Genomic DNA, 19076 nt, shown 5'->3' with positions numbered 1-19076 from the left:
ATGATCGAGGCATGACACCGACCGGACACCTCGACCCGGACTCCTGCTACCGGGCCGTGCAGAGCCGGGACCGCCGCTTCGACGGCGTCTTCTACACCGCCGTGCGCACCACCGGCATCTACTGCCGCCCCTCATGCCCCGCGCGGACCCCGGCCGCCGGCAACGTGACCTTCCACCCGACGGCGGCCAGCGCCCACGCCGCCGGGTACCGCGCCTGCAAGCGGTGCCTGCCCGACGCGACGCCGGGGAGCCCCGAGTGGGACGTCGCCGCCGACGTCGCCGGTCGCGCGATGCGCCTGATCGCGGACGGCCTCGTCGACCGCGAGGGTGTCGAGGGCCTGGCCCGGCGGGTCGGCTACACCCCGCGCCACCTCGGCCGGGTGCTCGCCCAGGAGCTCGGTGCGACGCCGCTCTCGCTGGCCCGGGCCCGCCGCGCGCAGAGCGCACGGGTGCTGGTCGAGACCACGGACCTGCCGCTCACCGACGTGGCCTTCGCCGCCGGCTTCTCCAGCGTGCGGCAGTTCAACGAGACCATGCGCGAGATCTACGCCGCCTCGCCCAGCGAGCTGCGCGGACGCCGCGGCGGGGCGTCGGGCGGGGGAGCGGTGCGGATGCGGCTCCCGGTGCGCACCCCGTTCGCCGGCGGGCGGATGCTCGACTTCCTCGCCTACCACCTCGTCCCGGGCGTCGAGACCGCCGGACCCGGCTGGTACGCCCGCACGCTCGACCTGCCGCACGCTCCCGGCACCGTCCGCCTCGAGCTCGCGGACCTGCCCGCCGGCGGCACCGGCTTCGTCGACGCGGAGTTCCGCCTGCAGGACCTGCGCGACACCGCCGCGGCCAGCGAGCGGGTGCGCCGCCTGCTCGACGCCGACTGTGACCCGCGGGCCGTCGACGACCAGCTGGGCGCCGACCCGCTGCTCGGAGAGCTGGTGCGCGCCACGCCGGGCCTCCGGGTGCCCGGGCAGGTCGACGGCGACGAGACGGCCTTCCGCACCGTCATCGGCCAGCAGGTCAGCGTGACCGGTGCGCGCACGGTCGGGGGCCGGGTGGTCGCGGCGCACGGTCGCGCGGTCGACACCGACGTCCCCGGGCTCACCCACCTCTTCCCCGACGCGGCCGCACTGGCCGCCGCCGACCCCGAGCAGCTCCCGATGCCGCGCGCCCGCGGACGGGCGCTGGTCGGCCTCGCAGCCGCTCTGGCCGAGGGCCGCGTCGAGCTCGACCGCGGACCCGACCGGGACGACGTACGCCGGGCGCTCCTCGACCTGCCCGGCATCGGCCCGTGGACGGCCGACTACGTCGCGATGCGCGCGCTCGGGCACCCCGACGTCTTCCTGCCGACCGACCTGGCGGTGAAGAAGGTGCTGGCCGGTCTCGGCGGCGACGTCGGGGACGCCGAGCGGTGGCGGCCCTGGCGGTCGTACGCCCTGATGCACCTGTGGAACACACTGATGCCCGTGACCGGGCAGACGGAGGCCGACTGACATGTGGACCGTGATGCCCTCGCCGATCGGCGACCTGCGGATCGTCGAGCGCGACGGCGCGATCGCCGCCATCGAGTTCTCGCCCTTCCGCCCACCCGTCGACGGACGGCCCCTCGGGGAGCAGGCCGACGACGCGCCCGTGCTCGTCGAGGCGGTGCGCCAGCTGTCGGCGTACTTCTCCCGCGAGCTCACCGACTTCGACCTGCCGCTCGCACCGGTCGGCACCGACTTCCAGCAGCGGGTCTGGCAGCAGCTCGCGCAGATCGGTTACGGCGAGACCGCGTCCTACGGCGAGATCGCCGGCCGGCTCGGCATGACGAACGCCGCGTCGCGCGCCGTCGGCCTGGCCAACGGGCGCAATCCGATCCCGATCGTGGTGCCCTGCCACCGCGTCATCGGCGCCAACGGCACCCTCACCGGCTACGCCGGCGGGCTGGAGCGCAAGCAGCAGCTGCTCGAGCTCGAGCAGGACGCGTTGTTCTAGTCGTCCGCCCGGCCTCAGGCCGTCGCCCGCTCCGCGGAGCGGCCCGTGGCCCGTCCGATCGCCGCCCCGACGAGGGCGGGGACGGCGACGAGTCCGATCGTGAACGGGATCGAGCCGGCGCCGTCGGCGAGGAGCTCGCCGAAGGAGGCCGACCCGTCCTGCGGCACCGCGAGGGCGATCCACCACCCGACCGCCAGCCCGGCGGCGACGACCACCCACCAGCCGACGGCGACCAGGAAGCCCTGCCTGCGGGCGTCCACCCACGCACCGACGAAGCCCGCGACCACGAGCGCGGCGAAGGCGATGAGCCCGGCCCCGAGGCCGTCGTCGCCCCCTTCGGCCAGCAGCGGCACGACGGCCAGGGTGTAGGCCGTGAGCGCGATGCCCACCGCAGCGAGGCGGACGAGGACCGCGACGAGGTGTCTCATGCCGACAGCCTCCCGCAGCCGGACCGTCCGCACAGCCGTTTGTCGTCGGGCGCTGTCGTTCAGTCAGTCGGCGCTCCGAGGGTGGCGGGATACGACATGGTGCGGGCCGGTCTCGATGTCGTATGCCGCCAGGGTGGCGGCGGGCGGGCCGAGGGTGGCGGGATACGACATCGCTCGGGCCGTCGGAGGTGTCGTACGCCGCCAGGGTGGCGGCGGGTCAGTCGGCCGCAGCGCGGCGCAGCGACTCCGAGAGCCGGTCGGCGGCGGCGAGGACGGCGGGTGCGTGCATCCGGCCCGGCTGGCGGGAGAGCCGCTCGAGCGGTCCGGAGACCGACACGGCGGCGATCACCTTGCCGCCGGGGGAGCGGACCGGCGCGGACACCGAGGCGACGCCCTGCTCACGCTCGCCGACCGACTGCGACCAGCCGCGGCGGCGGATGCCGGAGAGCGCGGTGGCGGAGAAGGCGGCGTTCTGCAGGCCGCGGTGCATCCGCTCCGGGTCCTCCCACGCGAGGAGGATCTGGGCGGCGGAGCCGGCGTTCATGGTCAGCTGCGAGCCCACCGGGATGGTGTCGCGCAGGCCCGACGGGCGCTCGGCGGCGGCGACGCAGACGCGGTGCTCGCCCTGGCGGCGCCACAGCTGGGCGGACTCGCCGGTGATGTCGCGCAGGCGTGCGAGCACCGGGCCGGCGGCGGCCAGGAGACGGTCCTCGCCGGCGGCCGCGGACAGCTCGGCCAGCCGCGGGCCGAGCACGAACCGCCCCTGCATGTCGCGGGCGACGAGGCGGTGGTGCTCGAGGGCGACGGCGAGGCGGTGGGCGGTCGGGCGGGCCAGGCCCGTGCCTGCGACGAGCCCGGCGAGCGTGGCCGGCCCTGCCTCGAGAGCGGCGAGCACGAGGGCCGCCTTGTCGAGAACGCCGACGCCAGATCCGTTGTCCATATTCCGATATTCTCATCTCAGGGAGTGGGATGCAAGACGTACGGTTGTCCCACAGCCCGACCAGAAGGAGAGTGCGAGATGGGCAAGACCCTGTCCGAGAAGGTGTGGGACGAGCACGTCGTCCGCAGCGCGCCCGGAGAGCCCGACCTCCTCTTCATCGACCTCCACCTCCTCCACGAGGTGACCTCGCCGCAGGCCTTCGACGGCCTCCGCCTCGCCGGCCGCCGCGTGCGCCGACCCGACCTCACCCTCGCCACCGAGGACCACAACGTCCCCACGGTCGACTGGGACAAGCCGATCGCCGACCCGGTCTCGCGCACGCAGGTCGAGACCCTGCGCAAGAACTGCGCCGACTTCGGCGTCCGCCTCCACCCGCTCGGCGACGTCGAGCAGGGCATCGTGCACGTCGTCGGCCCGCAGCTCGGGCTCACGCAGCCGGGCATGACCATCGTGTGTGGCGACTCGCACACCTCGACCCACGGCGCGTTCGGCGCGATCGCGTTCGGCATCGGCACCTCCGAGGTCGAGCACGTCCTCGCCACGCAGACGCTGATGCAGCCGAAGCCGAAGACCATGGCGGTCACCGTCAACGGCAGCCTGCCCGAGGGCGTCACCGCCAAGGACCTCGTGCTGACGCTGATCACGCACACCGGCACCGGCGGCGGCCAGGGCTACATCGTGGAGTACCGCGGCCAGGCCATCGAGGAGCTCTCGATGGAGGCCCGGATGACGGTGTGCAACATGTCGATCGAGTGGGGCGCGAAGGCCGGCCTGATCGCTCCCGACCAGACGACCTTCGACTACATCGAGGGCAAGCCGGAGGCGCCGAAGGGAGCCGACTGGGACGCCGCCGTCGCGCACTGGAGGACGCTGCGCACCGACGACGACGCCGTGTTCGACGCGGAGATCGTCCTCGACGCCTCGACCATGACGCCGTTCGTCACGTGGGGCACCAACCCCGGCCAGGGCGCGCCGCTCGGCGCGAGCGTCCCGAGCCCCGACGACTTCGACGAGCCCAACGACAAGGTCGCCACCGAGAAGGCCCTGCAGTACATGGGCCTGGAGGCCGGCACCCCGCTGCGCGAGGTCAAGGTCGACACGGTGTTCGTCGGCTCGTGCACCAACGGTCGCATCGAGGACCTCCGCCTCGCCGCCTCGATCCTCGAGGGCCGCCACGTCGCCGACGACACCCGGCTCCTCGTGGTGCCCGGCTCTGTGCGCGTACGCCTCCAGGCCGAGGCCGAGGGGCTCGACCAGGTCTTCCTCGCCGCGGGTGCGGAGTGGCGCGGCGCGGGGTGCTCGATGTGCCTGGGCATGAACCCCGACCAGCTCGCCCCGGGGGAGCGCAGCGCGTCGACCTCCAACCGCAACTTCGAGGGCCGGCAGGGCAAGGGTGGCCGCACCCACCTGGTCTCCGTGCCCGTCGCCGCCGCCACCGCGGTGCGCGGCACCCTCTCCTCGCCCGCCGACCTCACGCCCGTCGGTGGTTGACGTGCGAGCGGAGCGAGCCTCGAAACCCCTTCGGACCAGGAGCAGCTGATGGACGCGTTCACCACCCACACCGGCGTCGGCGTGCCGTTGAAGCGGAGCAACGTCGACACCGACCAGATCATCCCCGCGGTCTACCTCAAGCGGGTCACCCGCACCGGGTTCGAGGACGGCCTGTTCGCCGCCTGGCGCGGCGACCCCGACTTCGTCCTCAACGACCCGACGTACGCCGCGGGCTCGGTGCTGGTCGCCGGGCCCGACTTCGGCACCGGCAGCTCGCGCGAGCACGCGGTGTGGGCGCTGCAGAACTACGGTTTCCGGGTCGTGATCTCCTCGCGGTTCGCCGACATCTTCCGCGGCAACGCGGGCAAGGCCGGCCTGCTCGCGGCGCAGGTCGACGAGAAGGTCGTCCAGCGCCTGTGGGACTGGCTCGCTGACCACCCCGGTGGGGAGATCACCGTCGACCTCGAGAGCCGGACCGTGCGCGCCGGCGCCGGTGAGGACGCGGTCGAGGACTCCTTCGACATCGACGACTACACGAGGTGGCGCCTGCTGGAGGGTCTCGACGACATCGGGATCACCCTCGGGCACGACGAGGACATCTCCTCGTTCGAGTCGTCGCGTCCGTCGTGGAAGCCCGTCACGGCCTGAAAAAGCCCGACAAATAAGGGCGATGGTGATTGTCCTCACCCTTCGATGTGCCTAGCGTGCCGAGCAGAGGGTCGGGCACGGGCTCGACTTCCAGGGTTCATTGGAAGGGAAGCTAGTGAACAAGACAGAGCTCATCGACGCGCTCGCGGCGCGCTACGAGGGGAACCGCAAGCAGGCGGCCCACGCACTGGAGTCGGTGCTCGACACCATCACCCGTGAGGTGGCCAAGGGGGAGAAGGTCGCCATCACGGGCTTCGGCTCGTTCGAGAAGGCCGTGCGCAGCGCGCGCTGGGTGCGCAACCCGCAGACCGGCGAGCGGATGAAGTCGAAGAAGAAGGCGGTGCCGAAGTTCTCCGCCGGCAAGGAGCTCAAGGACGTCATCTCCGGCGCCAAGAAGCTCCCGAAGCTCACCGCGGCGACGATGCCCAAGCCGCCGGCCAGCGTGCGCGCTGCCGCAGCTGCGGTGACCGGCGCGGCGACCGGCGCGGCGTCGAGGTCGACCGCCTCCAGGTCGACGGCGGCGAAGAAGACCACCGCGACGAAGTCGACGCCCTCCAAGTCGACGGCCTCGAAGTCGACGGCCTCGAAGTCGACGGCTGCGAAGAAGACGACGAAGTCCGCCCCTGCCAAGAAGACGGCCTCCACGTCGACGGCCGCGAAGAAGACGTCGGCCTCGACGTCTGCTCCGGCGAAGAAGAGCGCGACGAAGTCGGCTCCTGCCAAGAAGACGGCGTCGAGGACGACCGCCGCGAAGACCACCGCCGCCAAGAAGACGACGTCGTCGTCGACCGCGAAGAAGGCGACGGCCAAGAAGGCCCCGGCGAAGAAGACCGCCAAGAAGTCCTGATCCGTCGCGGCCCCCGGGCCGCGACGACCGCGTGAGGGCGGGTCACCCCTGGGGGGTGGCCCGCCTTCCGCTCGCCCGGGCGGTACGGGCGCCCAGGCCCAGCACCATCGCGACGCCGAGGTCCGCGACGTCGTCGACGTCCGCGCGCACGCTGGCTGCGTCGACCCCGACCTCGGTCGCGCCGTCGTCGGCGTGCCGCTCGGCCGAGCCGACCCCGAAGCGCGGGTCGAAGCGCGCGAGGGGCGCGGCGTAGAGCGTGGTGCCGCTGCCCACGCGGTCACGGACGAACGCCGCGCCGCCGCGGTCCACGACCTCCGCAGCCTCGGCGAGCACGGCGGCGAGCTCGTCGGCGCGCAGCGCGGGCAGGTCGGCGCACAGGGCGGCCGGCACCGAGCCCGGCCACCGGCGTACGGCCTCGGCCGCGCCCTGCACCAGGGTCGCGTTGAGGTCCTCGCTCACGCCGTCGGGCACCACCTCGTGGCCGCCCTCCCGCAGCGCGGCCGCGAGCCGGAAGTCGTCGGTCACCACCAGCACGCCGACGACGCCCTCGGCACGGGCCGCTGCGGCGACGGTGTCGAGCGCGAACGCCTCGGCGAGCTCGCGCCGCTGGTCGTCGGTGGTCCCGACGAGGCGGGACTTCCCGCGCGCCGGCGGCTTCACCGGCACGACGAGGGCCCAGGCAGCGGGCGCGGGATCAGGGGTGGTGTCGGCAGTCATCACGAGGATCCTCCCACCCGACGCCCGCGTGCCGCAGGGGTCATGCCACCGGTGGGACCGAGTAGCCTGCTCGCGACGCACGGCGCGTCCGGGCGGGGCCCGTGGTCGAGGAGGGTGGCGCGTGCGCGTCAGGAAGCTGGAGCAGAAACGCGGCTGGGCGATGACCGTCGCCGCGGTGATCCTCAAGCCCACCCTGCTCGGCGCCACGTCCCGCACCTGGATCGACGGCGAGAAGATCCCCGCCACCGGCGGCTGCATCGTGGTGATCAACCACATCTCCCACCTCGACCCGCTGCTGTCCGCGCACTTCGTCTACGACCACGGCCGGCTGCCGCGCTACCTCGCGAAGTCGGGCCTGTTCTCCAACAAGTACCTCGGCGGCTTCCTCACCTCCGCCGGCCAGATCCCGGTCGAGCGGTTGAGCCGCAACGCGATCGGCGCGTACGACGCCGCCGTGCGCGCGATCGAGCAGGGCGAGTGCATCGTGATCTACCCCGAGGGCACGCTGACCCGCGACCCTGACCTGTGGCCGATGAAGGGCAAGACCGGGGCGGCGCGCATCGCGCTCGCCACCGGGTGCCCGGTCATCCCCGTCGGGCAGTGGGGCGCGCAGGAGGTGCTGCCGCCCTACACCAAGAAGCCGCACCTGGTGCCGCGCAAGGACATCGTGATGAAGGCCGGCGACCCGGTGCCGCTCGACGACCTCCTCGCCGCCCCGCAGGGGGCCGCCACCACCGCGGCCGCGACCGACCGGATCATGGCCGCGATCACCGCGCTCGTGGAGGACATCCGCGGCGAGACGGCGCCGGCCGAGCGCTTCGACCCGCGCCAGCAGGGCGTGCGCGAGACCGGCAACCCCCACGACGACGCCCAGCGGGCCAGGAGGAGACGCACCCGATGACGAAGATCGCCGTGTTCGGCGCCGGATCGTGGGGCACGGCGTTCTCGCTGGTCCTGGCCGACGCCGGCAACGACGTGATGCTGTGGGGTCGCCGCGACGAGGTCGTGGAGGCGGTCAACGAGCGCCGCGAGAACACCGACTACCTCCCCGGCATCGAGCTGCCCCCGTCGATCAGCGCTTCCACCGACGCCGAGCAGGTCGCAGCCGGGGCCGACGTCGTGGTGCTCACCGTGCCGTCGCAGTCGCTGCGCGACAACCTCACCGAGTGGGCGCCGATCCTGCCCGGCGACGCCACCATCGTGTCGCTGATGAAGGGTGTCGAGCTCGGCTCGCTGATGCGGATGTCGGAGGTGATCCACGAGGTCGCCGACGCCTCGCCCGACCGCATCGCCGTCGTCAGCGGACCCAACCTCGCCCGCGAGATCGCCCGCCGCGAGCCGGCCGCTTCCGTGGTGGCGTGCACCGACGAGGAGCGCGCCACGCAGCTCCAGGCGATCACGCACGGTCCGTCCTTCCGCCCCTACACCTCCCTCGACGTGCTGGGCTGCGAGATCGGCGGCGCCTACAAGAACGTCGTCGGCCTCGCCGTCGGCATGGCGGTGGGCCTCGGCTTCGGCGACAACACCACCGCCTCGGTGATCACCCGCGGTCTCGCCGAGACCGCACGACTCGCCACGGCGCAGGGTGCGAACCCGCTGACGCTGATGGGCCTGGCCGGTCTCGGCGACCTCGTCGCCACCTGCTCCTCGCCGCTCTCGCGCAACCGCACCTTCGGCGAGCGCCTCGGGCAGGGCATGACGACCGAGGAGATCTACGCCAGCACGCGCCAGGTCGCCGAGGGCGCCAAGTCCTGCAAGTCGCTGCTCGCCCTCGCCGAGCGCGAGGGCGTCGACGCCCCCATCGCCCACCACGTCGACGCCGTCGTCGACGGGCGGATGACCGCCCAGGACATGATGAGCTCCTTCATCGCCCGCGACACCAAGCCCGAGCTGCACTGACCGAGCTGACGCGTCTGCACGCCCCGAGTCGGCGCCAATGTCCCGGCTGATCGCACCGAGTCGGCGCGAATGTCCCGGCTGATCGCACCGAGTCGGCGCCAATGTCCTGGCTGACCGCACCGGGCGAGCGCTGGTGCACCACGAGGGCCCGGTCTCGCGGGACACGAGCGCCGACTCGACGCCGTTCAGCGGGACACGAGCGCCGACTCGGTGCACCTGTCGCGGGGTCAGGGCGCGGCGACCGGCTCGCACGGACCGACCGGGCCGGACGCCACCTCCGCCGACACCGCCGAGGCCGTGCCGTCGAGGCCGTCGTTCGTCAGCGCCTCGACGGACACGACCATCACGAACGTCTCGCCCTCTCGGACGGCGCCGGGGGGCAGCATGACCCGCAGCAGGTCCTGGCCGATCGACAAGCGCATCCCGACCTCCCGGCCGACCGCGGTGAAGCGACCGGGGGCGCAGGTCTGCAGGCCGGGCAGGTAGGTCACGTCGGCCGTGATGCCGTGCTCGGCCAGGGCACGCTCGAGACCGGTGGCGTCCTCGGGCTGGTGGACCTCCACCTCGACCGTTCCGGCGTTGCCCTCCTGCACCGAGTACGCCGTCGTGGGGCCGAGCCCCGGCACCACCACGACCCCGAGGAGCGCGACCGCGGCGACCGCCGCGGCTGGGAGGAGCAGGTGTCGGCGCGGCCTTCGCCGTGGGAGGGAATCGACCTCGCGTCGCAGCTCGGCGAGCAGGCGGGTCTCGAACCCGTCGAGGTCGGGGTCGGGAGTCTGCGTGCTGGTCATGCGGTCACCTCGAACGGGCTGGGGAGGGCATGCTGGAGCCTCGCGCGGGCACGGTGGTAGCGCACCCGCGCCGCGCCGGGGGAGATGCCGAGCGCGTGCGCGGCGTCGACGAGGGAGAGGCCGTCGACGGCGACGAGCTCCACGACGGCGCGCTGGTTGTCCGGCAGCGCCGCCAGAGACCGGTAGAGCTCGCGCGCGAGGCGCTCTCCGTCGATCCGCTCGGCCAGGCGCTCGAGGGCGTGGTCGTCGAGGAGGGCCCGACCGGAGATCCGTGCGGTCGCTCGCGTCTCCCGGGCCCGGCGACGGACGTGGTCGGCGACGACGTTGCGGGCGACGCCGGCGAGCCAGGCCGCGGGCGTGCCAGCGCTCGCTCGGTAGCCCGCCGCACCGTCGACGACGGCCATGAAGACGTCGGCCGTCAGGTCCGCGGCAAGGTGCGGGTCGTCGACGCGACGGGCGACGAAGCGTCGTACCCACGGAAGGTGCTCGCGGTAGAACGCCTCGAAGGCGTCGGGGTCGCGCCCGACGGCGGTGAGGTCGAGGGGATCGTCCATGCCCCTACTTCGTCGCTGGGCGTTCAGGCGTTACGCGCCCGGGGGACATTCGCGCCGACTCGCTGGGGTTCTGCGGGACATTCGCGCCGACTCGGTGCATCCCTGCGGCGCAGCAGCGCCGACTCAGCCGACTCAGCCGACGCAGCCGTCGAGGGCGGCCCGCAGGTCGTCCCAGAGGTCCTCGACGTCCTCGATGCCCACGGAGAGGCGGACCAGGCCGTCGGGGATCGTGGCGGCCTCGCTCTTCCAGCGACGCCGGCGCTCGAGGGTCGACTCGACGCCGCCGAGCGAGGTGGCGTGCACCCACAGGCGGGTCTTGCGGCACAGCAGGTCGGCGGCCATCTCGCCCTGGGCCAGGACGATGCTCACGATGCCGCCGAAGCCGGGGTAGCGGACCTCGGAGAGCGCCGGGTGCTCGGCGAGGCGGCGTACGAGCTCCTGCGCGTTGTCCTGCGCCCGTTCGACGCGCAGGTGCAGGGTGCGCAGCCCGCGCAGGGTCAGCCACGCCTCGAAAGGTCCGGGGATCGCGCCCACGAGGTCGCGTCGGCCCTTGAGCACGTCGAAGAGCTCGTCGTCGCGGGTGAGGATCGCGCCCATCTGCACGTCGGAGTGCCCGGCGAGGTACTTGGTGGCGGAGTGCACGACGATGTCGACGCCGTCCTCGAGCGGTCGCTGCAGGAGCGGCGTGGCGAAGGTGTTGTCGACGACGACGTAGGCCCCCGCCTCGTGCGCCGCGGCGGTGATCGTCGCGATGTCGGCGACCTCGAGGGCCGGGTTGGTCGGCGACTCGAGCCACACCAGCGCGGCGTCCGCGCACGCGGCGACCATCGCCTCGGTGTCGGTGACGTCGACCAGCTCCGCGCGCAGCCGGCCGCGGGACTCGAGGTCGGCGAGCTGCATGATCGTGCCGGTGTAGGCGTGGCGCGGCACGACGACCTTCGCGTCGGCGCCGACCAGGTCGAGCACGGTGGCGACGGCGGCGAGCCCGGAGGCGAAGGTCAGGCACCGGCCGCCCTCGAGCGCACCGAGCGCGTCCTCCAGCGCCGTCCACGTCGGGTTGCCGTAGCGGCCGTACTCCACGTCACCGCCGGCGACGTAGGTCGCCGCCATGGTGATCGGCGTGTTGAGGGGCGCGTCCGGCGTCTTCTCCGGCCGGCCCGCGGTCACCGCGATCGTGCTGGGGCGGAGGCCGGGGGTGGGGGAGGAGTCGCGGGTCGGGTCTGCAGCCATGGGCGCCAGCGTAGGTGGATAGGGTCGTGCCGATGAACGACACCTCCGCCAGCACCCCGCGCAAGCCCCGCGTCGCCGTCGTGTTCGGCGGCCGGTCCTCCGAGCACGGCATCTCGTGCGTCACGGCGGGCAGCGTGCTGGCCGCGATCGACCGCGACGCCTACGACGTCGTCCCGGTCGGCATCGCCACCGACGGTCGCTGGGTGCTCGAGGCCGACGAGCCCGCCCGCCTCGCGATCCGCGGCGCCGAGCTGCCGGCCGTCGACGCCGACCGCTCGCCCGTGGCCCTGATGTCCGCCACGACCGGCACCGACCTCGTCGTGGCCGAGCCCACCGCGGTGCCGTCGGTGATCGGCGAGGTCGACGTGGTGTTCCCGCTGCTCCACGGCCCGTGGGGCGAGGACGGCACCCTGCAGGGGATGCTCGAGATGGCCGGCGTGCGCTACGTCGGCTCGGGGGTCCTCGCCTCGGCGATCGGCATGGACAAGGCCTACATGAAGGTGGTCCTCCAGGCCGCCGGACTCCCGGTCACGCCCGGCATCGTCGTCACCCGCTCGGAGTGGGAGCACGACCCGGTCGGCACCCGCACCCGCGTCGAGGAGCTCGGCTTCCCGTCGTTCGCGAAGCCCGCGCGTGCCGGCTCGAGCATGGGCATCAGCAAGGTCCACGACGCCTCCGAGGTCGAGTTCGCGCTCGAGGAGGCATTCCGCCACGACCCCAAGGTGCTCGTCGAGCAGTCGATGGAGGGCGCCCGCGAGGTGGAGTGCGGCGTGCTCGGCACCGTCGAGGGTCCTGCGGAGACGTCGCGTCCGGGCGAGGTGCGCACGGGCGGTGACCACGAGTTCTACGACTTCGAGGCCAAGTACCTCGCCGACCAGCACACCGAGATCGACATCCCCGCCGACCTGCCCGCCGACGTCGAGCAGCAGCTGCGGGCCATGGCCGTGCGCGCCTTCGACGCGCTGTCCTGCGAGGGACTGGCGCGGGTCGACTTCTTCGTCATGCCCGACGGCGCCCTGGTGATCAACGAGCTCAACACGATGCCGGGCTTCACCCCGACGTCGATGTATCCCCAGATGTGGGCCGCCTCGGGCCTGTCCTACCCCGCACTCGTCGACCGGCTCGTGCAGCTCGCGCTGCGCCGCGACACCGGCCTGCGCTGAGCCTGCGCGGTCAGAGGCAGTCGAGACCGGGGCCGAGGTCGTCGCGCAGGACCGGCGCGAGGTCGGAGAGCGCGCGGTCGACGCCGGTGAGCCGGTGCTCCGCGGGCACCCGGAGCGAGACGTACGGCGAGCGGCTGAGCGCCAGCACGGTGGCGTCCTCCTCGGGGTCGGACTGCTCGTCGGCTGGGATGTACCAGCCGACGCCCTTGACCACGTTGCACTCCGCGGTGGGCTCGTAGTCGGACGGCTCGGGCACCCCGCACGTCAGGACGTACGCCGGGTCGCCCCAGGCGGCCCCGAGCGCACCCGCCGGCTCGACAGCCCGACGCGCCTCGCCGCCGAGGGTGTCGGGTAGGTCCGCGACGAGGGCCTCGCAGGCGGCGCGGTCGGCGGCGGAGAGGTCGTGGGCCTCGATCCGGAGGTCGTCACCTCCGCTGCACGCGGCCAGGGCCAGCAGCAGCACCGCCGCGGGTGCGGACGCGACGACGCCCCGGACCGTGGAGGGTCCGGGGCGTCGGCTGTGGGTCACGGGTGGTGCGGTGGGCCGTGGCTCAGATGTGCACGACGGGGCAGGTCAGCGTGCGGGTGATGCCCTCGAGGTTCTGCACCTTCGACACGACGAGCTTGCCGAGCTCGTCGACGTTCTTGGCCTCCGCACGCACGATCACGTCGTAGGGACCGGTGACGTCCTCGGCGAGCGTGACGCCGTTGACCTGGGCGATCTCGCGGGCAACTTCGGCGGCCTTGCCGACGTCGGTCTGGATCAGGATGTAGGCCTGGACGACCATCGTGGGACTCCTCGGTCTCGATCAGCGGGTGTGACCGGCACAACCTATCGCGCGCCGTGGCCGGGCCGACAGGGGATGGGTGACTGTGATCACCCGGGTCGTCTGGTGGGATGGGCGCATGGCCACGACACCGGACACCACGCTCGGCGACGCAGGCGAGTTCGGCCTGATCTCGCAGCTCGTGGAGATCTTCGAGGGCGACGAGCACGTGCTCGTCGGACCCGGCGACGACGCCGCGGTCCTGCGGATCAGGCACGGCCACGTGGTGGTCTCCACCGACCTCATGGTCGAGGGCCGGCACTTCCGCCGCGACTGGGCCAGCGCGTCCGACGTCGGGCACCGGGCCGCCGCGCAGAACCTCTCCGACATCAACGCCATGGGCGGCACCGCGCGCCACCTCACCATCGGCCTCGCCGCGCCCGCCGACCTGCCGCTGGAGTGGGCGCTCGACCTCGCCCGCGGCTTCGCCGAGGAGTGCGCGAGCGTCGGAGCGACGGTCGTGGGCGGCGACGTCACCCGCGCCGACCAGGTGGTCATCGCGGTGACGGTCATCGGCCAGTGCACCCAGGCGCCGGTGCTGCGCTCGGGCGCCCGGCCCGGCGACGTGCTCGCGCTCACCGGACGCCAGGGCTGGGCCGCCGGGGGCCTCGCGGTCCTCGGCCGCGGCTTCCGCTCCCCGCGCGTGCTGGTCGAGGCCTACCGCCGCCCGGAGCCGCCGTACGCCGCCGGCCGCCAGGCCGCCGAGGCCGGCGCGTCCGCGCTGATCGACGTCTCCGACGGCCTCCTGGCCGAAGCCGGGCACCTCGCCGAGGCCAGCGGCGTCGCCATCGACGTGCGCGCCTCCTCCTTCGCCGTGCCCGAGCCGCTCCAGGCCGTGGGCGCCGCGCTCGGCGCCGACCCGATGCAGTTCATCCTCGCCGGCGGCGACGACCACGCCCTGCTCGCGACCTTCCCGCCCGACGTCGCCGTGCCCGAGGGCTGGCAGGTGATCGGCGAGGTGCTCGAAGGCAGCGGCGTCACCGTCGACGGCTCGGCGTACGACGGCGCGACGGGCTGGACGCACTTCTAGGTCTCCGCGCGCCCCGGGGTCCGCGGGCGGGGCCGGACTTCTCGCGCGAGTCCCGTGGTTCTGGGGGTTTGCAAGCTGCGAGAACCCCGGGTTCCCCCGGTGAGCCGGGGGAACCCGAGGTCGAGCCGGCGCGGCGACCCCCGGGAAACGACGAAGCCCCCGCCGCAGAGCGACGGGGGCGACGTACGAGGTCTGGTCAGGTCAGCGGGAGACCTTGCCGGCCTTGAGGCAGCCGGTGCAGACGTTGAGGCGCTTGGGCGTGCCGTTGACGGTCGCCCGGACGCGCTGGATGTTGGGGTTGAAGCGACGCTTCGTGATCTTGCGCGACCAGGGACGGTTGTTTCCGAAGCCCGGCTTCTTGGCGCAGATGTCGCAGACGGCAGCCACCGTGCACTCCGATCCGTTCGAGGTTGATGTCTTGGATGCTCCACGGACGGCACGAGCCGGCCGAAGGCAACCGCGCAAGAGTAGCCGAGGTCCGGCGACGAGATGAAATCGCAGGGGCCGCGACGGCGGGCACTACCCTGTGGCGCGCACCACATCGTAGGCCCGTGCACACTCTGAGCACGACACCACGAGCACCCAGACCCGCCCAGCACCGACCCCGGGAGCACACCGACTCGATGGAGCCAGTCACCCACGGCATCACCCTGGACGCGGTCGCCCGGTTCGTCGACATCGCCACCGACGCCCTGTCCGCCGCGCGCGAGGAGATCGACGCCCTCAACGTCTACCCCGTGCCCGACGGCGACACCGGCACCAACATGTTCCTCACCGTCTCGGCGGCCCGCGACGCGCTGCGAGAGGCGCGCGCTGCCGACCCCGGCCTCGGGCTGGAGGAGGGGATGGTGCTGCTGGCGCGGGCGGCCCTCATGGGCGCGCGCGGCAACTCCGGGGTGATCCTCAGCCAGATGCTGCGGGCCTACGTCGGCCACCTGGCGTCCGCGGGCCTCGACGACCGCCGGGCGCAGACCGTGGCCGAGGCGCTGGCGGCCGCGACCGACGCGAGCTACGCCGCCGTCGGCTCGCCGGTCGAGGGCACCATCCTCACCGTGTCGCGGGCGGCCTCCGACGCCGCGCTGGAGGCCGCCGCCCTGCCGGGTGCCCGGTCCCGCGACGTCTTCACCGCCGCCGCCGCCGCGGCCCGAGCCGCCCTCGCCCGTACGCCGGAGCAGCTGCCCGTCCTCGCGCAGGCGGGGGTCGTCGACGCCGGCGGCCGCGGGCTGACCGTGGTCCTCGACGCCGTCGAGACCACCGCAACGGGCCGTCGCCCCGCGCCGTACACCGTCCCGATCGGCACCCACGCGATCCCGCAGCCCCTGCACGCCGAGCCGGGGGAGGACCTGACGCCCGACGGCCCGGCCTACGAGGTGATGTACCTCCTCGACACCTCCGCCGACCCCGCTGACGAGTCGACCGCCGTCGCCACCCTCCGCACCACCCTCGCCGCCCTCGGCGACAGCCTGGTCGTGGTGGGGGGAGACGGACTGTGGAACGTGCACGTGCACGTCGACGACGTGGGTGCGGCGGTCGAGGCCGGCATCGCGGCCGGTCGCCCGCACCGGATCCGGGTCACCCACTTCGCCGAGCAGGTCGCGGCCACCCGCCAGCGGGCCCGCACCCGCGACGGCCGCAAGGTGGTCGCGGTCGCCGCCGGACCCGGGCTGGCCGAGCTCTTCGGCTCGGCCGGGGCCGTGGTGGTGCCGGGCGGGCCCGGCCAGCGTCCCTCCACCGGCCAGCTCCTCGACGCCGTCGTCGAGTGCGGCGCCCGCGAGGTCGTGGTGCTGCCCAACGACGCCGACACGGTCCGCGCGGCCGAGATCGCCGCCCGCACCGCCGAGGCCGAGCACGACGTGGTCGTCGAGGTGATCCCCACCCACGCGCAGGTGCAGGGCCTCGCCGCGATCTCCGTGCACGAGCCCGGCCGCGCCTTCGACGCCGACGTCCGCGAGATGACCGCCACCGCCCGCCACGCCCGCCACGGCGCCGTGACGGTCGCGGCCCGCCGCGCCATCACGATGGCAGGCCCGTGCGAGGCCGGCGACGCGCTCGGCGTCGTCGCCGGCGACTTCGCCGTCGTGGGCTCCGACCTCGAGGAGGTCGCCCGCGAGGTGCTCGAGCGGCTGCTCGCCGGTGGCGGCGAGCTCGTGACCGTGGTGGCGGGCGAGGGCGGCGCCGACCTCGCCGGCCGGGTGGCGGCCCACGTCGAGGAGCGGCACCCGCACGTCGACGTCGCGGTCCACCAAGGCGGCCAGCCGAGGTACCCGCTGCTGGTCAGCGTGGAGTGAGCGGCGAGGCTTCCCCCATGGTCGCGATCACCCCCGACAGCCCCATCGCCGCGGTCTTCGGCAACCACCACAAGAAGCGCAAGCTCGCCGAGGAGGGCCTCGGCCTGCACACCGTCGGCGACCTGCTGCGGCACTTCCCGCGCCGCTACGTCGCCGCCACCGAGCTCTCCGAGGTCGCCACCCCGAAGGTCGGCGACCAGCTGACCATCGTCGGCGAGGTGCGCTCGTGCTCCAGCGCCCCGTTCACCGCCGCCAACCGGCGCCAGTGGCGTACGACGATCCGGCTGCGCACCGACGGCCCGGACTTCTCCATCACGCTCTTCAGCCCCTACCAGGCCCTCGCCGAGCGCAACGAGGCCGAGTTCCGCTCCGGGAGCCGGGCGATCTTCACCGGCAAGGCCAAGCTGTTCCGCGAGAGCTGGCAGCTCGAGCAGGCGCACGGCTTCGCCCTCGACGGCGACGAGGGCGTGATGATGAGCAAGCTCATCCCGGTCTACCCGCTCACCGCCAAGCTCTACACCTGGGACCTGCAGAAGGTGGTCTCGGTGGCCCTCGACCTCGTCACCGGCGTGCCGGACGTCTTCACCCCCGAGCTCCGCGAGCGCTTCGACCTGCTCGGCATCATGCAGGCGCTGCACTGGATCCACGCGCCCGACGAGTGGGCGCAGCTGGGCGCGGCGCAGAAGCGGTTCCGGTTCGAGGAGGCGCTCGTCCTGCAGCTGGTGCTCGCCCGGCGTCGGGCCGCCCACCGGGCGCAGGGCGCGCAGGCCCGTCCGCGGCGCCCCGGCGGGGTCCTCGACGCCTTCGACGCCCGGCTGCCCTTCGAGCTCACCGCGGGCCAGGTCGAGGTGGGCGAGGAGGTCGCGACCGAGCTCGGGCTCGACCACCCGATGAACCGGCTCCTCCAGGGCGAGGTGGGCTCCGGCAAGACCCTCGTGGCGCTGCGCGCCATGCTGCAGGTCGTCGACGCAGGCGGACAGGCGGCCCTGCTCGCCCCGACCGAGGTGCTCGCCCAGCAGCACCACCGCTCGATCACCGCGATGCTCGGCGACCTCGCGCAGGGCGGGATGCTCGGCGGCGCCGCCGAGGCCACGCAGGTCGTGCTGCTCACCGGGTCGATGGGCCGGGCGGCGCGGCAGGAGGCGATGCTCCGCATCGTCACCGGCGAGGCGGGCGTCGTGATCGGCACCCACGCCCTGCTCGAGGACCGCGTGGAGTTCGCCGACCTCGGCCTGGTCGTGGTCGACGAGCAGCACCGCTTCGGCGTCGAGCAGCGCGCGGCGCTCACCGACAAGGCCGGCAGCCCGCCCCACGTGCTCGTGATGACCGCGACGCCGATCCCGCGCACGGTGGCGATGACCGTCTTCGGCGCCCTGGAGACGTCGGTGCTGTCCGAGCTGCCGGCCGGCCGCGCACCGATCCAGACCAACGTCGTGCCGCTCGCCGACCAGCCCACGTGGATCGACCGGGTCTGGCAGCGTGCCCGCGAGGAGGTCCAGGAGGGCCACCAGGTCTACGTCGTGTGCCCGCGGATCTCCGGCGACGCGGGGGAGGAGGGCGGGTCCGACCAGGTCGACCTCGACGAGGACGGCAAGGAGGTCGCCCCGCGCCGGGCGCTCGCCGCCGTCGAGGAAGTGCACGCCGAGCTGGCGGCCGGCCCGCTGGCCGGGCTGCGGACCGCGATGCTCCACGGCCGTCTCGCGCCCGAGGAGAAGGACCGCACGATGCGTGCGTTCGCCGCCGGCGACATCGACGTGCTGGTGTCGACGACCGTGATCGAGGTCGGTGTCGACGTGCACAACGCCACCACGATGGTGCTGCTCGATGCCGACCGCTTCGGTGTCTCGCAGCTCCACCAGCTCCGTGGCCGCGTCGGCCGTGGCGGGCTGCCGGGGCTGTGCCTGCTGGTCTCCCACGCCGAGGTGGGCACGCCGGCGCGCGAGCGGCTGGACGCCGTCGCGGCCACCACCGACGGCTTCGAGCTGAGCCGCGTCGACCTCGAGCAGCGGCGCGAGGGCGACGTCCTCGGCGCCAGCCAGTCCGGCTTCCGCTCGGGCCTGGTCTCGCTGCGGGTGCTGCGCGACGAGAAGACGATCGTGCGTGCCAGGGAGGCCGCGGAGGCACTACTCTCCGAGGATCCCGAGCTCGCGCAGGCACCGGACCTGGCCTCGGCGGTCTCCGAGGTGGAGCGTTCCACGGCGTCGGAATTCATCGAGAAGGGCTGAGCGCGACGACATGACGCGGATCATCGG

The 19076-nt window shown here is 73.6% G+C and carries 20 protein-coding genes; 11 read left to right on the top strand and 9 right to left on the bottom strand.

Annotated elements, in window-relative coordinates:
• The first annotated feature begins 11 nt into the window (after positions 1-11).
• Together ACFFJG_RS03350 and ACFFJG_RS03345 are read left to right on the top strand one after the other, a co-directional pair.
• Positions 12-1487 carry an AlkA N-terminal domain-containing protein gene (locus ACFFJG_RS03350; protein ID WP_378517190.1) on the top strand — a complete coding sequence of 492 codons (1476 nt, stop codon included), beginning with the start codon at positions 12-14 and terminating at the stop codon, positions 1485-1487.
• 1 nt (position 1488) lies between these two features.
• Entirely contained in the window at positions 1489-1971 is a 483-nt protein-coding gene (locus tag ACFFJG_RS03345) for a methylated-DNA--[protein]-cysteine S-methyltransferase (RefSeq protein ID WP_378517189.1), read from the top strand.
• Positions 1972-1985: 14 nt separating this feature from the next.
• On the opposite strand, the gene ACFFJG_RS03340 is transcribed toward ACFFJG_RS03345, so the two are convergent.
• Entirely contained in the window at positions 1986-2399 is a 414-nt protein-coding gene (locus tag ACFFJG_RS03340) for a hypothetical protein (protein ID WP_378517188.1), read from the bottom strand.
• Positions 2400-2616: 217 nt separating this feature from the next.
• On the bottom strand, positions 2617-3339 hold the full coding sequence (locus tag ACFFJG_RS03335) for an IclR family transcriptional regulator (RefSeq protein ID WP_230443783.1): 723 nt from the start codon (positions 3337-3339) through the stop codon (positions 2617-2619).
• A 78-nt stretch (positions 3340-3417) separates the two neighbouring features.
• Between ACFFJG_RS03335 and leuC the strand changes: the two genes are divergently transcribed.
• From leuC to ACFFJG_RS03320, 3 genes are all read left to right on the top strand, one after another.
• Complete coding sequence (gene leuC, locus ACFFJG_RS03330; RefSeq protein ID WP_378517187.1) at positions 3418-4830, top strand: 3-isopropylmalate dehydratase large subunit; 1413 nt, start codon at positions 3418-3420, stop codon at positions 4828-4830.
• A gap of 48 nt (positions 4831-4878) precedes the next feature.
• Positions 4879-5478: a 3-isopropylmalate dehydratase small subunit gene (leuD, locus tag ACFFJG_RS03325; RefSeq protein ID WP_378517186.1), complete on the top strand. Its 600-nt coding sequence runs from the start codon at positions 4879-4881 to the stop codon at positions 5476-5478.
• A gap of 115 nt (positions 5479-5593) precedes the next feature.
• On the top strand, positions 5594-6325 hold the full coding sequence (locus tag ACFFJG_RS03320; RefSeq protein WP_378517185.1) for an HU family DNA-binding protein: 732 nt from the start codon (positions 5594-5596) through the stop codon (positions 6323-6325).
• A gap of 42 nt (positions 6326-6367) precedes the next feature.
• Here ACFFJG_RS03320 and cofC read toward each other — a convergent pair whose 3' ends face one another.
• Entirely contained in the window at positions 6368-7042 is a 675-nt protein-coding gene (gene cofC, locus ACFFJG_RS03315; protein ID WP_378517184.1) for a 2-phospho-L-lactate guanylyltransferase, read from the bottom strand.
• Between the two features lie 121 nt (positions 7043-7163).
• On the opposite strand from cofC, the gene ACFFJG_RS03310 reads away from it, so the two are divergent.
• Both ACFFJG_RS03310 and ACFFJG_RS03305 read left to right on the top strand, forming a co-directional pair.
• Positions 7164-7943: a lysophospholipid acyltransferase family protein gene (locus ACFFJG_RS03310; protein ID WP_378517183.1), complete on the top strand. Its 780-nt coding sequence runs from the start codon at positions 7164-7166 to the stop codon at positions 7941-7943.
• Entirely contained in the window at positions 7940-8941 is a 1002-nt protein-coding gene (locus ACFFJG_RS03305) for an NAD(P)H-dependent glycerol-3-phosphate dehydrogenase (RefSeq protein ID WP_378517182.1), read from the top strand. Before ACFFJG_RS03310 ends, ACFFJG_RS03305 begins: the two co-directional genes overlap by 4 nt.
• Before the next feature lie 227 nt (positions 8942-9168).
• On the opposite strand, the gene ACFFJG_RS03300 is transcribed toward ACFFJG_RS03305, so the two are convergent.
• The 3 genes from ACFFJG_RS03300 to ACFFJG_RS03290 all read right to left on the bottom strand — a co-directional run bounded on the left by ACFFJG_RS03300 (position 9169) and on the right by ACFFJG_RS03290 (position 11516).
• Complete coding sequence (locus ACFFJG_RS03300) at positions 9169-9732, bottom strand: hypothetical protein (RefSeq protein ID WP_378517181.1); 564 nt, start codon at positions 9730-9732, stop codon at positions 9169-9171.
• Complete coding sequence (locus tag ACFFJG_RS03295) at positions 9729-10286, bottom strand: RNA polymerase sigma factor (protein ID WP_378517180.1); 558 nt, start codon at positions 10284-10286, stop codon at positions 9729-9731. The genes ACFFJG_RS03300 and ACFFJG_RS03295 overlap by 4 nt, the downstream gene beginning before the upstream one ends.
• A 132-nt stretch (positions 10287-10418) precedes the next feature.
• Complete coding sequence (locus tag ACFFJG_RS03290) at positions 10419-11516, bottom strand: trans-sulfuration enzyme family protein (RefSeq protein WP_378517179.1); 1098 nt, start codon at positions 11514-11516, stop codon at positions 10419-10421.
• Positions 11517-11548: 32 nt separating this feature from the next.
• Between ACFFJG_RS03290 and ACFFJG_RS03285 the strand changes: the two genes are divergently transcribed.
• Positions 11549-12679 (top strand): D-alanine--D-alanine ligase family protein, encoded by a 1131-nt coding sequence (locus ACFFJG_RS03285; RefSeq protein ID WP_378517178.1) that lies wholly within the window; start codon positions 11549-11551, stop codon positions 12677-12679.
• Positions 12680-12689: 10 nt separating this feature from the next.
• Here ACFFJG_RS03285 and ACFFJG_RS03280 read toward each other — a convergent pair whose 3' ends face one another.
• Both ACFFJG_RS03280 and ACFFJG_RS03275 read right to left on the bottom strand, forming a co-directional pair.
• A complete protein-coding gene (locus ACFFJG_RS03280; RefSeq protein WP_378517177.1) occupies positions 12690-13208 on the bottom strand; it encodes a DUF3515 domain-containing protein in 519 nt (172 codons plus the stop codon).
• Between the two features lie 22 nt (positions 13209-13230).
• Positions 13231-13467 (bottom strand): Lrp/AsnC family transcriptional regulator, encoded by a 237-nt coding sequence (locus ACFFJG_RS03275; RefSeq protein ID WP_211731239.1) that lies wholly within the window; start codon positions 13465-13467, stop codon positions 13231-13233.
• A gap of 118 nt (positions 13468-13585) precedes the next feature.
• On the opposite strand from ACFFJG_RS03275, the gene ACFFJG_RS03270 reads away from it, so the two are divergent.
• Entirely contained in the window at positions 13586-14536 is a 951-nt protein-coding gene (locus ACFFJG_RS03270) for a thiamine-phosphate kinase (protein WP_378517176.1), read from the top strand.
• A gap of 201 nt (positions 14537-14737) precedes the next feature.
• On the opposite strand, the gene rpmB is transcribed toward ACFFJG_RS03270, so the two are convergent.
• A complete protein-coding gene (rpmB, locus tag ACFFJG_RS03265; RefSeq protein WP_056602600.1) occupies positions 14738-14923 on the bottom strand; it encodes a 50S ribosomal protein L28 in 186 nt (61 codons plus the stop codon).
• A gap of 236 nt (positions 14924-15159) precedes the next feature.
• On the opposite strand from rpmB, the gene ACFFJG_RS03260 reads away from it, so the two are divergent.
• Positions 15160-16824 carry a fatty acid kinase ATP-binding subunit FakA gene (locus tag ACFFJG_RS03260; protein ID WP_378517175.1) on the top strand — a complete coding sequence of 555 codons (1665 nt, stop codon included), beginning with the start codon at positions 15160-15162 and terminating at the stop codon, positions 16822-16824.
• Positions 16825-16841: 17 nt separating this feature from the next.
• Positions 16842-19049, top strand: a complete 2208-nt coding sequence (locus tag ACFFJG_RS03255) for an ATP-dependent DNA helicase RecG (RefSeq protein ID WP_378517174.1) — start codon at positions 16842-16844, stop codon at positions 19047-19049.
• The last annotated feature ends 27 nt before the right edge of the window (positions 19050-19076 follow it).

Source organism: Nocardioides zeicaulis, from assembly GCF_042432345.1.
In the GTDB taxonomy this organism is placed as follows: Bacteria; Actinomycetota; Actinomycetes; order Propionibacteriales; family Nocardioidaceae; genus Nocardioides; species Nocardioides zeicaulis.
Note: the sequence above shows the minus strand (reverse complement) of the source record. Positions and strands in the feature narration are given on the sequence as shown.